14 protein-coding genes are annotated in these 12,985 nt (G+C 65.9%); 10 read left to right on the top strand and 4 right to left on the bottom strand.

What is annotated here, in order from left to right:
• The first annotated feature begins 12 nt into the window (after positions 1 to 12).
• The 3 genes from EDF63_RS18800 (at position 13) to EDF63_RS17165 (ending at position 3,277) form a co-directional block, all read left to right on the top strand.
• Positions 13 to 1,014, top strand: a complete 1,002-nt coding sequence (locus tag EDF63_RS18800; protein WP_185021496.1) for a tyrosine-type recombinase/integrase — start codon at positions 13 to 15, stop codon at positions 1,012 to 1,014.
• Positions 1,015 to 1,226: 212 nt separating this feature from the next.
• On the top strand, positions 1,227 to 1,439 hold the full coding sequence (locus EDF63_RS17170; RefSeq protein ID WP_123314214.1) for a hypothetical protein: 213 nt from the start codon (positions 1,227 to 1,229) through the stop codon (positions 1,437 to 1,439).
• Between the two features lie 251 nt (positions 1,440 to 1,690).
• Positions 1,691 to 3,277, top strand: coding sequence for a hypothetical protein (locus EDF63_RS17165; protein ID WP_185021495.1), 1,587 nt, complete (start codon positions 1,691 to 1,693; stop codon positions 3,275 to 3,277).
• 119 nt (positions 3,278 to 3,396) lie between these two features.
• On the opposite strand, the gene EDF63_RS19140 is transcribed toward EDF63_RS17165, so the two are convergent.
• The gene (locus EDF63_RS19140) at positions 3,397 to 3,651 is read right to left on the bottom strand and encodes a helix-turn-helix transcriptional regulator (RefSeq protein ID WP_185021494.1); all 255 of its coding nucleotides are present in this window, start codon (positions 3,649 to 3,651) and stop codon (positions 3,397 to 3,399) included.
• 69 nt (positions 3,652 to 3,720) lie between these two features.
• Between EDF63_RS19140 and EDF63_RS17155 the strand changes: the two genes are divergently transcribed.
• From EDF63_RS17155 to EDF63_RS17145, 3 genes are all read left to right on the top strand, one after another.
• Positions 3,721 to 4,263 carry a hypothetical protein gene (locus EDF63_RS17155; protein ID WP_148061823.1) on the top strand — a complete coding sequence of 181 codons (543 nt, stop codon included), beginning with the start codon at positions 3,721 to 3,723 and terminating at the stop codon, positions 4,261 to 4,263.
• Positions 4,263 to 4,949: a hypothetical protein gene (locus EDF63_RS17150; RefSeq protein ID WP_148061822.1), complete on the top strand. Its 687-nt coding sequence runs from the start codon at positions 4,263 to 4,265 to the stop codon at positions 4,947 to 4,949. Before EDF63_RS17155 ends, EDF63_RS17150 begins: the two co-directional genes overlap by 1 nt.
• A gap of 298 nt (positions 4,950 to 5,247) precedes the next feature.
• On the top strand, positions 5,248 to 6,048 hold the full coding sequence (locus tag EDF63_RS17145; protein ID WP_123314209.1) for a hypothetical protein: 801 nt from the start codon (positions 5,248 to 5,250) through the stop codon (positions 6,046 to 6,048).
• A gap of 85 nt (positions 6,049 to 6,133) precedes the next feature.
• Here the strand turns inward: EDF63_RS17145 and EDF63_RS17140 are convergent, their stop codons facing one another.
• The 3 genes from EDF63_RS17140 to EDF63_RS17125 form a co-directional block, all read right to left on the bottom strand.
• Positions 6,134 to 7,144: a hypothetical protein gene (locus EDF63_RS17140; RefSeq protein WP_148061821.1), complete on the bottom strand. Its 1,011-nt coding sequence runs from the start codon at positions 7,142 to 7,144 to the stop codon at positions 6,134 to 6,136.
• Positions 7,141 to 7,944: a hypothetical protein gene (locus EDF63_RS17130; protein WP_148061820.1), complete on the bottom strand. Its 804-nt coding sequence runs from the start codon at positions 7,942 to 7,944 to the stop codon at positions 7,141 to 7,143. Before EDF63_RS17130 ends, EDF63_RS17140 begins: the two co-directional genes overlap by 4 nt.
• Positions 7,945 to 8,075: 131 nt before the next feature.
• Positions 8,076 to 8,885 carry a metallophosphoesterase gene (locus EDF63_RS17125; RefSeq protein ID WP_185021493.1) on the bottom strand — a complete coding sequence of 270 codons (810 nt, stop codon included), beginning with the start codon at positions 8,883 to 8,885 and terminating at the stop codon, positions 8,076 to 8,078.
• A gap of 945 nt (positions 8,886 to 9,830) precedes the next feature.
• Here EDF63_RS17125 and EDF63_RS17120 point away from each other — a divergent pair.
• The 4 genes from EDF63_RS17120 (at position 9,831) to EDF63_RS17105 (ending at position 12,777) form a co-directional block, all read left to right on the top strand.
• On the top strand, positions 9,831 to 10,121 hold the full coding sequence (locus EDF63_RS17120; protein ID WP_148061819.1) for a hypothetical protein: 291 nt from the start codon (positions 9,831 to 9,833) through the stop codon (positions 10,119 to 10,121).
• A 211-nt stretch (positions 10,122 to 10,332) separates the two neighbouring features.
• A complete protein-coding gene (locus EDF63_RS17115) occupies positions 10,333 to 11,145 on the top strand; it encodes a hypothetical protein (RefSeq protein ID WP_148061818.1) in 813 nt (270 codons plus the stop codon).
• A gap of 283 nt (positions 11,146 to 11,428) precedes the next feature.
• Positions 11,429 to 12,241, top strand: a complete 813-nt coding sequence (locus EDF63_RS17110; RefSeq protein ID WP_123314202.1) for an alpha/beta fold hydrolase — start codon at positions 11,429 to 11,431, stop codon at positions 12,239 to 12,241.
• On the top strand, positions 12,238 to 12,777 hold the full coding sequence (locus EDF63_RS17105; protein ID WP_123314201.1) for a CGNR zinc finger domain-containing protein: 540 nt from the start codon (positions 12,238 to 12,240) through the stop codon (positions 12,775 to 12,777). The genes EDF63_RS17110 and EDF63_RS17105 overlap by 4 nt, the downstream gene beginning before the upstream one ends.
• The last annotated feature ends 208 nt before the right edge of the window (positions 12,778 to 12,985 follow it).

Below are 12,985 nucleotides of genomic sequence, written 5' to 3'. Positions count from 1 at the left end.
CGGAACGATCCGATGAGCGTGATGGACGAAGACGAACTGCGGGAAGCGGAAGCTCGGCTCCTCCCGCTGCTCATCGGTGGTGTGCCGGTGACGTCGTGCGGTGAACTGATCGCGGAGTACTGGCCCATGTACGGCGGGGACTGGTGGCAGACCGAAGGGCGGCACGTTTTCCGCCTGTGGCTGCTGTCTGTGTCGCCGCGGGCGAATACGGTCCGAGCGTTCCTGTCATACATGCGAGTTCTGTCCGGGTTCGTGCTGTACGCACACGAAACCGGGCTCGACATCGAGATCGAAACGCTCTTCGTGGACCGGGTGATCGACTCCTTCGTGGTGCGGGGGGTTCCGCCGGGACGCGCCGACACCACGCGGGCCGTGTACCGGTCCCGGCTTCGCGCGGCCGGCGAGCAGCTCCTCCAGCGCCCACCTCGACGGCATCGCTCACCGACGTGGCAAGCATCGCGACTTCCGCAGCCCTACACCGACTCGGAAGTGACGACGCTGCTCGCACTTCCGCCCGTCCAGACAACGCCCTACCTGCAGCGCTTCGCGACTGGATGGATCGGACTCGCCCTGGCTGGAGGTCTCCGCAATCAGGAGATCCGCGAGATCTCCGCAAAAGATTTCGTTGACGTCGACGGAGTGGCATGCGTGTCGGTGGGCGGACTGCGGCCCAGGACCGTGCCGCTGTGGGCCCCCCTCCTGCCGATGTTGCGGCAGCTGGCTTCGGAGCACCCCACCGGTCCCATCACCGGTAACTACCGACCCGAGCAGCGCGAACCGATGTCTCCTTCACGCTCCCGGCTCCGCGTTCCAGCGTGGGCGCCCCGTCCCCGCACCGAACGGATGCGGGCTACCTGGTCCACCCGGCTCCTCGCCGAGGGCCTCACCATCGACCGCTTCTTCGAGTACGGCGGCTTCAAGACCTACCGATTCGAAGAGGCAGCACTCTTTCTCCCCGACCGAACCCACCTGGCAGCGGAAGACCTCCGCCGTGCCGCAGGAGGTACCCCGTGACCCGCACCACACCGACCACTCTGGCCCGACGCTCCCACACCCTCAGTACGCGACGCCTCGTCGTCGGGCCGCCGCGACGTCGCCGCGTGGCACGCGTCCGCAACGCCGCCAACCGCCGTCGTGACACCCTCGCCGGAGAACAGACCGTTCGCCCTCCGCTTCCTGCCCGGCGAGCACACGAGCCAGCGCCCGTCGGAGAAGCGTGGGCGCAGGTGCAGCTTCCTCTCGCGATCGACGGGTGGGACTGGGACACGGACGCCACGGCCGATGCGCACGCGCAGCCGCCCCTGCCGGGTGGGCCCGTACCGCGAACTGCGCTGTTGTCCGCCGTCCGAGCGCAACCGACATGGCTGGATGACTTCGACCCCGCCGGCGACCTCATCGACCTCCACAGCATGACCGCCGAGCAGGAGACGAACCGATGAGCGCGACAACGGTCAGCTCGACCACAGAGCACACGGACGAGCCCGACGCCCCGATGCCGATCGGATGGCTGCGCTACGGGGCTCCGGAATCGGAGACCTCCAGCCGGCTACCGAAGCACGTCACACAGCTCCGCCTGCTCTCCGTTCGGCGTGCGGTTTCGATCGCACTCCGAGTCGTCGGCCGGTCTGAGATCGTGCAACAGGTCCTGCGGTTCGACAACAACCGGACCGGACCGGCGCGGACGGTGACGATGCGGACCGTGCTGTTACTGATCCTCGCGTACCAGATCCAACGCCCCAGCCGGGACATGGCGTTCCTGCCGCTGGTGCGGTGGATCGAAGCGGACATGTCACAGCAGGACAAAGTCCGCGTCGGACTGACCCACCCCCGCTGGTCGTACTACAAGATCGTGGCGACGTTCCACGCGTTCGTCGACCTCATCGACGACGCCGACTCCCAGCACCGTGTGCAACCGAACGGCGTCATCCGCGAACGCTACGACGGGCTTCCCACCCGGAACCGGATCCTCAACCGACTGATCGGTGCCTCCATCCCCGACGCGTGTCCACCCACACCCGTCTCTGCCCTGGACTCCACCGACGTCGAAACACCCGGGACCTGGCTCGCGCTGCCCAGCCGCAGCGACGGCGATGACGAGTACGTGCCCGACGACGCCGCCGAACCGACCGACGCCGAGAAGAAGATCCGATGGGAGGTTGGTCTTGACGGCCGCAACATCTACTCACCCGACAAAGACGCCCGCGCCGGCTATCGCACAGTCGTCCACAACAGGTCCCGCCTGTTCCTCGGCTGGGACGCCCACGTCCTCTGCGACGCCGGCTGGTACGGCGCGAATCACTACGTGCAGTTCATCCGCGGCATGCTGTTCGAACCCGCTGGACAGCACAAAGGCGACGCCGGCATCGAACTCATCGACTCCCTCGACCCGCGATTCACCGTCGAGACGCTCTGCTCAGACCGCGGCTACAGCTTCGCCGTCGCGGAACGGTGGGTCCTCCCGCTGCAGGAACGCGGCATCACCTGGGTGCACGACATGCACCCACTACAGAAGCGAGAGCGGACCCTCCTGAAACACGACAAGTTCGACGCTCACCTGATGCTCGACGGCACCCTCTTCACCCGAGGCATGCCCAAGCGGCTCCGCGCGCTGCCCGGGTATCACCCCGGGATGACCAACGCCGAGAAGCGAGCACTGGCGGCAAAGTACGACGAGCGTGCTCAATACGCGTTCGTCCCGAACGGCGGCCCTCGCCCCGACGGCAGCTGGCAGTACCGGGGACCGGCATACCTCGGTCGGGTGAACTGCGTCAATATGGCCGCGCACCGCCGCATGAACAGCAACGCCCCGCTGACCAACTGCAAGGAAGGAGACGGCTGCTGGTGCGACCGCACCCCCACCGTCGACGCTGACGACCAGCTCGGACTCCGCCAGAAGTACCTGTACGGCACCACGAAGTGGCTCGCCCACTACGGGATGCGCAACGCGAGCGAGGCGAAGATGGCGAACCTCAAGCGCACCCACTCGACCCTGCGGCGCGCAAGCTCAAGCGTGAACGGCACAACCGCAAACGCCCTGCTCTTCGCAGTGCGATGCGTAGCCGTGAACATCGCCCTCATGCACGCCGTGTACGACGGCAAGGTCACGCTCGCGACAACTGATCCTCGGGAGGTGCCGATCACCTCACCGCGCACTCGTCGGCGTCCCCCCGCGCACCTCGCGCACGGCCCGAAGAAGCGTCCGGAAGCACGACGAAGTCGAGGCAACGCTCCGGGACGACGCCCAGCAGGCGCGCCTCGTCAGAGGGACCACGGTTAGAGCGACCAGGTCCCCCGCACCCCCGGAGACCGGTAGACGACGCGACGAGTCCAAGGGCGTCGTGACCGCCTGGACGGCGCAGCGGCGCGAGCGGGCGCCAAGCAACCCGCGTCGCCGTTCTACTTCGAGACTTGCCCGATGCGAAGCATGATGTCGACCACAGCATCGCGCCGGGGAGCGCGTGCCTCCTCCGGCACGTGCTTGAGGAGGGCTGTGAGCAGGCGGGTGACGACGACAAGCCCGGGTTCCGGTGATTCGTCGCGTTCAAGCTTGCAGACCGCACCGAGGGAGAGCCCTGCTTCGTGGGCAAGCGCCGATTGAGTGAGGCCTGCTTCTTGACGGAGGTCAGCGAGAGCCTGTGCCAGCTCCGTCACTCTGGCGCGCGATCGCGCGCCCTGGGATCGACGTGGCACAAACGCAAACTAGCATAATTATGCTACTATTTGAATAGCACAGCCGGAGATGCGGCTGTCACCCGCATCGTGTTTACTGAGGCATTGTTCGATAGGGACGCTCGTGGAGGTCAGGTGTACGCGCAGCTGTTGGTGAACTCCGCTGGAGCGCTCCTCAGCCCAACTCCGCGGTCCCCGAGGGATGCTCCGGGCGGGTACGAGCACCCTGAGCGTGACGAATTCGTTCCGAAGCTCGGCTCGCTCGACCTGCTTCGCCTCGCGTTTTTCGCGCACTCGCACGACATCGAGGTTCTCGGGTTCGATGTGCGCGATCGAGCCCTCGAACCTCTGCCGCAGGCGGTCGTTGATGACGTCAACGACAAGCTCGCGGCGTCCATGAGGGACAAGGACGAGGGGTCCGCGCGGCAAGCCCTTCACGGACCAGGTGGGCCCTACAGCATCGTTGCAATCGAGCTGGAGGGGCCGTCGTTCGAGTCCGTCTGGGTCGCACGGCTCGGACGGGTGGAGGCGCCTTCCATCGCTGGTGTTACGGACATGCTGCGGCCGGTTTGGTCCGCGCTCGGCCTTCGGTGATGCGGGACTACGCGAAACAGCTCAACGAAATTGCGCGGATCGCTAGCGCAATCGCGATTGACGTGTGGCTGAATAACAAGCTCGCCGACTGGTTCCCCGCGATGCCGACCCCCGTGCTGTACCTGCTCGGGCTGGTGATCGCCGCTACCGCGGCCTGGGCAATCTGGTTCTTCATCTTCTCGCGTCCCGTGGTCGCGGTCAGATGGCTCACCGTCGGCCAGGCTCACACCCTCGATGGGACCGTGCCGGTGGTACTTGACGAACACGATCGAACCGGCCGAGATGTCCTCCAGATCGATGTTCAGGTTGAGCGCCGGATCGGCGCAGCTGGCGTTGTCCTCTGGTATGCAGCGCGACAGGGTCTCACGATCTTGATCCGAGCACCGCATGGCCCCTTCGCCATGACGGTCGAAGACTCCTCCGGGCCGCTCCAGGCCCCCTACGCTTCGATAGCCGACCCATCCATGTACGGAAGCTGTGCTGTGAAGGTGACGCTTCCGCCGCCGGTCGGGGAGAACGTATGGGGCACCACGACGATTCGTTTTCAGGGCATGATCGCGCCGCGTGAGAACACCTACGAGCTGCGGCACGAGGTGATCGTCTCCGGGAAGTTCGGCCGCCTCGTCGGACGCATGATTCATCTCGAGCCGAGCGTCGGCCGCTTACAGGAACGCTGGGTGAACTAATGTCACATCCGTGCCTACGTTCACCGGTCCGCGTGTCACTGCGACACCGACAACTCTTGACACCACAGCGACACTCGCCGAGATTCACTCCCGTCTAACCGCGAACCCGCCGTCGCCGTCGACGCAGTCCAGCGGTTGGGGCGAGGTCAGTGAAGACAGTGAAACGCAGTTGCGTCGCTTCGGCCGGACGCCCAGTTCTGGCGCGCCGACGATTGAGGCGGCAAGCGCAGGGCGTCCGGAACGGTTGTGGGCTCGCTGGTGGCACTGGGTTCCCGTGCCCGCCAACGTGCGACGAGGTATGGCCGTCGACCCCGGCGACGATGCTCGTTGGCTGGAAGCCGTCGATGTTCTCATCAGCAAGAATGCGGACGCTCGATACCTTTGCCTCTGGTCCACGAACGACGACAACGCGATCGAGGCAGCGGCGGCCGCTCTCATTGCAGCGGTCACAGGGGTCGATTCGGCCGCACTTGTCTCGACCGCCAGCAGCGTCCTTCACCTCGGCACGCCGGACGTCTTCCTCTGGTTGGCTGACCGTTTCGATCAAGACCCCAAGCTCGGCGTGAACGCGACAATCCTGAAGCTCGACGGCGCGGAGGCGACGGAGTCCGCGACGAAATCGAGCCGCATGTCAGGCGCCGTTGACCTCACGCGATCGAACTTCGTCCAGACGATCGCCGACGGGCAAACCATCGGACCGATGAACGTTCGGATTCTCCACGTCCCAGCGGGGAAGGCAAACCGCATCGCCTTCACGTTGCATGTTGACGGCAGGTTCACCCTGCGCCTCACCCAAACGAGGTATCGAGGCATCGCCGATCAGAGCGTTGTACGTCACAACGCCATCCAAGACGTCGCCTACACCTTGCTGCCGCTGATCCGTGACGCGCTGCAGCGCGACACGGCCTGGGCCGCTGGCGGCAAGGAAGCCCTCATCAGCCGCATGAAGCAGCTCCTTGCGAAGACCTACGATGCCGATGCCGATGCCGATGCCGATGCCGATGCCGATGCCGATGCCGATGCCGGCGCCGGCGCCGGCGCCGATGCCGATGCGCGCGATAACGACGACCGCGAAGATGTCGACAGGAGCGACATCTAGCCGTGTGGGCTCGGGACGCATAGCAGATCCCGATCGTCGGCTCGATCGACGACTAGCGCATCCTTTCGATGCGGTTCGTGCCTGTTCAGCGGTACCCGAAGGTGCTCAGCAGTCCCGTGATGGTTCTGACGTCGTGTCCGCGGCGTAACCATTCACGTGGGGAGACGATCTCAGCCGCCAGGCGCAGTGTGGGCTTTGCGGTGGTCATCCAACCGTGCAACGTCGGGCCCCGGAGGCCCTCTGGTCTTGCCCGGAGCACGGCGGGTAGGCCCGCGATGGTCCTACCCTCGGCGAACTGCCACGTCGGGAACACGTCCTCGCTTCCAATCCGTTCGCAATACAAGGCGCCGTCTGCGAGGGCTGCGGAGATGGCGGTCGGGGAAAGGTGCAGTACGGCCGCTACTTCGTCCGTGCTAAGGCAGATGCGTCGATACTCCGCGCGTGTTTCCGCGACTTCGGCTTCAACGTCGCGGGCGGCGCTCTCACGGATTTCCCGAGCTTGAGCCGCGGTGACCGCCGCTTCCCAATCGCTGCTGAACATACCCCTCGACCCATGGGGATTTTCCCCGGAGATCTCTGCAACCCAACACTGGATCTCCGCGATGTGGGCCATCGACAAGCCGACGGAACTGTCCGGGATGATGCGGCGAAGCCCGGACGTTCGGCCCATCTCTGAGATCCCCGCGGTAAGCGTTTCGTCGATGTGCGCATCGATCCACATCACGTTGCCGCTGTCCTCGACGTGGCGGAGCGCCGCCGCAGCCCTCCACGTGGTCCACGACAATGGGGAACGAGGCGGATATCCGTGACCGTCCGGTAACGCGGCCGCGTTCTCGATACCTGGAAGGCCGACGACGTCTCCCCAATGGTCGGGGACGAGGTGGTTGTTGGTTGTCAGCCAGAATGCTCGGACGCGACTCCGGCTGAGGATCTCGCGCAGTTCGTCGACCACAGCAGGGTGCCATCGAAGCAGGACGTCCTCGCCGTGCCGGTCGGTGACGACGGCTTCAAGGAGGCCGGGCCGCTCGTTGCCCTCGACGTTGATGACACCATCCCAGTCGAGGAGCAGGTGCGCCTGACGATTCGTCGCGCTCATCCCTGATGCATGTTCGGATCGGGGCGTGGGCCGCGGAAGCCCTCGATGATGCCGTCCCACAACGCCTTGCTAGCGGGGAAGTCGCGCCGGCGCCGCATCCGCTCGTTCATCGCTTCTGCTGCGGCCCTATTTCGCACCCAACGCGTACTCGGTGTCGGATCCGGCTGTGTGTGCCATCCGCTGACGCGAGTCAGCAGCTCGGCGAATACTGCTTCGGCGCTGAGTGGACCGTCCCAGTCGTTGTGGGTGGCGGTGATCTGCAGGTGGCGCAGCAGAGCGTCCAATTGAAGGCTGCCGAACCGGTGGATGGCGTCGGCGGTATCCAACGCGACCTCGTCGAAGTCCACGGTGTACCCGAACTGGCCCGCGAGGACTGCTTCGACGCTGACGTACGGGAACGGGCCGAACCACGACACCTCCTCGGCGATGAGGTCGTTGGACGTGAACTGCACGTCGGCGTCGCTCGGTGGAGCGGTGGCCTCATCGGACAGGTGGACGAGGGCGGGCCAGGGGGTGAACCCGAACCCCCACCGTTGGTACGCGGCGCCGCCGCCGATCACTGCGCGTTGCTCGGCATTGGAACGGTCGCGGCGTGCACGATCCCACAGCGGAAGTGCCGGCTCGAGCGCGATCCACGCCGCTCGTGCTGCGAGATCTATGTCCCACCCTGTCGCGTGGACGACGACGTGCACCCACACGCCGGGCAGCACCTCGTCGAGTTCACCTGTTCGTTGCATCGCTGCAAGTACTGCGGGGGCATCGGTGCGGCCGTAGACGGCGAGCAGCTGCTCGGCAGTCACGAATCCTTCCTGTGACGCGGCGAGTTCCAGCACCATCGGCCGGACCGCCGCCACCGGCGCGTGGATGCTCTGCGGCAGTCCCCTCCGCAGGTGGTGACGCATCCTTCGGGCTCGCTTCGTCAACGGTTCTCTCACGAGGGGCCCGCTTTCGTCGAAGACGGGTCGAGATCACTGACCGTCAGTGACGGCAGCGTCAGGAGCATGATGTTGCCCGGTTTCGTCGCCACGGGCAGGGCGATCGTCTCGTGGCCGTTCCCGTCGCGGACGCGGCCCGCGACATGCATGTGGCCGTGCAACGTGAGGGTCGGCCGCACGGCGGCGACGAGTCGGTCGATGCGTCGCCGGCTGTCAGCGGAGCGTTGCAAGCGCTGCTGACTCCAGCGGCCCGATCGGGCGATGAGGTCCTCCACTTCGCTGATGCCAGCGTTGGGTGGTTCATGCGTGAGCAACACATCGACGGCACCGCCCGGCGCTGCACGTGCAACATCTTCATCGGTCGGCGCTTCTGCTGCACCGCGATCCGCATCGACCGACACGGCGCCGCCGAACGACAGGAAGGACCGGCGGGCGAGGGTAAACCGAAACCCGCGAGGGAGCGCCCACATGCTCGGGGAGAGACGTCGCGGGCGTTCCGGATGCGCGAGGAACGCCGGCTTGAGGACCGTCCAGTCGTCGTGATTGCCGGGGGTGAGCAGCACCCGATGACCGTTCGCCGCAAGCTCGCGCTCCAAGCGTGGCAAGAAGCTGTCATGTCGATAGAGAAGCCCGCCGCTCACGCGAACGGGCGGCTCCCAACGTAAGTCACCAAGATGCAGGATGGTGCGAACATCTGGATGCAGGAGGCGAAGGCGGCGAAGCTTGCCGAACACGTGCTCACCGAGCGACTCCCAGTCACCTGCGACTGCGACACGTGTCTCGGCTGGAAACGTGAAGTCTGCCATCGCGCGTCCTGACGCGGTCGGCCACGCACGCCGATCCTCGCCGACCACCTCCAACGTTTCGCGCCCGCACCGCCCCGTCTCAATCACGTCGAGTCTCACGCCCTCGTGCAGAGGTCTTGGCCCGGCCATCCTGAGCGGGCTCGTCCAGGTCGTCTGCGCGGGGCCGAGTGATGGGCACGATCATCGCAAACGGCTTCCCGTGGAAGGTCAGCACGACTCTCCAGCCGGAGCGGACACGTCGCACCACGCGCACGTCACGTCGAAGTCGGGTCGCGGTCGTCACCTCGACCGCCCATGGGATTTTCCACCCTGCTACTGGGTCGCCAGCACGAGCCGACCGATCGAGCATCCACGCGATGAACGTTACGGGCGGGATGCCGAGCGACTGCGCCGCTGAACGCACGCGTCGCGACTGCGCGACACGGCTGCTGCTCGCCACCCTATCGGGGACCGTCAGCGCCGTGCTGTCCGTTCGGGTCACGACCCGCCTCACCCTCGTTCAAATCCAGACCCCTGTCCGGGATATGCACGAAGACTGCACTTTCGGACCGCGGTCCGCAAGCCTCATTGAAGCCGCTCAAGATTTTCTACAGTACCCCTCGAAATGTCACAGAGAGGCTCGGCCTGCGCGTTCCGGCGTCTCTTTAGTGAAGCTATCTGCGGCTTCGCATGGAATGTGTCTCAGGAGCGGTCACCGAAAAAGTTAAGCAGCCGCGAAGTTGGCTTCCGCTGCGATCATTGCTAGACTTCAACCAGCACGAGCCGGCACGCGTGACGCGTCCGGCTCGGAGACTGAGCGACGCGGAAGCCGTGGAAAGTGACCGGTGCGCTCGGGTGTGCTGATATCGAATTGAACATCGTCCAACGAGTGGACGGCTAGCTAATGTTCGCACGAGGTTGCGCGTGTGGACAAGTGTGCCTAGCCATCGATTGGATTGAATGATCATGAACGACATGCCGCGCGAGCCCGAAGCGATCAGCAGTGTATTCCGAGCAACACGCGACGACGTTGTCGAACGTCTCCGGGATGCCAACTCGCGCTACCGCCGAGCCGATGACGAGCGACGGCAGCTGATGGTCACGGCGGCCGACCTTGGCCTCACCATCCGGCAGATTGCGGCGCTCACCGGAGATGGACACTCATCGGTGGCGTTGTGGATCAAGCGAGCCCGGTCAGAGCGGTCGCCCGGTGGTGAGGACATCGCTGCGATCGAGAGTGCCGCATCCTTCCGATGACGACGTCGCCGCCGAGAGCGACGCCGCGCTGGGGGAACGAGTGTCGACACTCGCGCTCTGACGACCCCGGGTCATCGAGGGCGCACCGCGTTCCTCGTCGACTTCCGCGACGTTCCTCGTGCGCGCGTTCAACACAGCCCAGAAGCCTCACTAGTCAGCCTGCCGACGCGCGACAGCAGCAATGCCGCCATGAGGCCACTACCGTTGCCTCATGAAGAAACCTCATGACGCGATGGAATCCAACGAGATCACTTTGAGTGCTGACCAGAAGAGCGCGCTACAGGGCGAGGAAGCCGACTCTTCCGACGATGTACCCGACGCTTCCGCGGTGGAGACGGTGGCCGACGCTTCCGCGGTGGAGGCGGTGGGTGGGCAGGCGCGGGCACATGAGCCGGCCGACCAAGCGACCGCGGAGATGGACGGAGTGCGGCCAGGCCCGCTCAATTGCAGCGACAGTCACCTCCCTGGGAGCGCCGAGCCGACCACCGATGATGGAGATGATCGCGACTCGCTTGGCGTCATCGGTCGCTCTGCGCCTGCCGACCGCGAAACCGAGGCTCGACAGTCTGCGGCGCTGCGCAACGCTCGTCGAATCCGCTTGTGCTTCATCGCCGTGTCCGTGGCCGCGCCACTCGCCTTCATCCTCGTATGCAACGATGCCGTCGCGGACGGCCTGAAAGCGGCCATGACCGCGGCCGACTCGGCGCACACGACAACGGAGACGGACTGGACGAACGGCGTCCTCATTGTCTATCTGCTCTGGGGTGGTGTGATCGCGGCAGTCGGAACCGGGCTACGTGCCGCAGCTCACGGCGACAGCGCACTTTCAGGTGTCGACTTTGCGGGTAAGTGTCTGGCCACCAGTGCGGCCTCGCTGACGCTCGTCGGCGCGGTAGTCCAATTCGCTCCGAAGTTCGGAGCGTTCTTCGATACGCGCGAGTACGTCATCGCAGCCGGGTTCACGGTGGTCGTGATCGCCATCGCTTGGACAGGCGGGTGGATCCTTCGACGCGGCGCCAAGTAAGCCGCCACCTCGACCAGCTACAGGGAAGCGTCCAGCTCCCTCCGCGGGCTCAGGCGGCACGGCGAGGACAGTCGTCATGCTGCGCGGAACTCGAACTCGCGGTGCCCTCGAGCTGACGGACCCGCGGAGGGGAACGGTACCCGTCGCCAACGACTCCGGAGATGCGCCCCAAGGCTGACACAACGTCAACAGTGGTCTCCCATGCGACAACTGTGCCAGCGGCGACCCGTCCGTACCTGTTACCGTCTATGCATCAACGGCGGTAACGACGAGAGGACACCCCATGGGCGACTGGACACTCTCCGAACGATTCGAGGTCGGCGATGGCTCGGTTCGGTGGACCGTGTTCGGCGACGGGCCGCCGCTGGTCCTGCTCCACGGCACCCCCTTTTCGTCGTACATCTGGCGGGACATCGCTCCCGTGCTCGCACGTGGTCACCGGGTGTACGTCTGGGACATGCTCGGGTTCGGACAATCGAGTCGCGCTGTCGTTGATGTCAGCCTGCGCCGCCAGGCGACGATCTTCGCCGATCTCCTCGAGCACTGGAGCGTCTCCGCGCCTCGGGTCGTGGCGCACGACGTCGGTGGCGCGGTCGCACTGCGGGCCACGCTCCTGCACGACGTGCCATTCGCATCACTCACGCTCATCGACGCCGCGACCGTGAATGGCTGGGGCTCCGGCGGGTTCTTCCAGACCATCCACGAGCACCCAGAGGTTTTCGAGGCGCTCCCCGAGTGGGCGAGCGCTGCCCTGATCGACGCCAAGATCCGGTCCGGTAGCCACACCGGTCTGCGCGCCGAGGCCCTGGCGTCATACACGGACCAGTGGGCGGGCGCCGAAGGCGCGCGAGCGTTCTACCAGCAGTACGCCCAGGGCGGCGAGGACGCCACCCGCGACCTGCAGGACCGATTCGGATTGCTGGACATTCCACTCCACGTGATCTGGGGTGAGGACGACGCGTGGCTCGGCCTCGACTACGCCGAGCGGCTCGCCACGGCCCTGCCAGATCACGCACGGCTCTCGGTCGTCCGCGGCGCCGGACACGCCGTGCCGGAAGATCAGCCCGACGAACTCCTTCGGCTGCTGGGCGCATGAGCGCGACGGAGTCGACCGTGGTCGTTCCCGAGGAATTGCGCGTCGTCGAGGAGTTCTGCGATAGCGCCACCTGGCTGCACGGCACCGATGCGCTGGCGACCGTTCCCGGCGGGCACGAGTGGCTCGTCCGGCACGGCTGGGACGGCGAACCGACGGATGAGTACCTCACGTCGTTGCGGGATGCCCGCGAGGTCATCCGGACGTTCCTCATCGACCGCACCGACCCGGCGGCACGAGCGGCTATCAACCGGCTCGCGCAGGAGCACTGGGCGGGTCCCGAGATCGACGACGACGGCCAGCTCGGACTGGCCCCGAAGGCAGGGCGGACGCCCTCGCCGGCAGGAGCGGCCGTCGGGGCGCTGATTCTCCACGGCCTGACCGGCTCGGGCCAGCGGCTCAGGACGTGCGCGTCGGAAGCGTGCCGATGGGTGTTCTACGACAGCTCACGGTCCAGGACCCGGACGTGGTGCGACATGAACACATGCGGAGCGCGGAGCAAGATGCGCAACTACCGCGGTCGGCTCAGCCGAACCTGATGCGATCAGGCGGAGGGCGGGGGAGTCCGCAACGGCGTGATCCAACGGAAAGGGCGTGCGCTCCTCGTGCCGACACCAATAAGCGACATCCTCGTACCCCTCTTTGCTGCTGCAAGCGACGGGCCCGGCTGAGCGAGTTCGACGACTCTGGCCTGGTTCGGGCGAGCGACTGACATCCAGCATAGAAACTGACTTCGGTACCAAGCCC

The organism is Curtobacterium sp. JUb34, assembly GCF_003755065.1.
Taxonomy (GTDB): domain Bacteria; phylum Actinomycetota; class Actinomycetes; order Actinomycetales; family Microbacteriaceae; genus Curtobacterium.
Note: the sequence above shows the minus strand (reverse complement) of the source record. Positions and strands in the feature narration are given on the sequence as shown.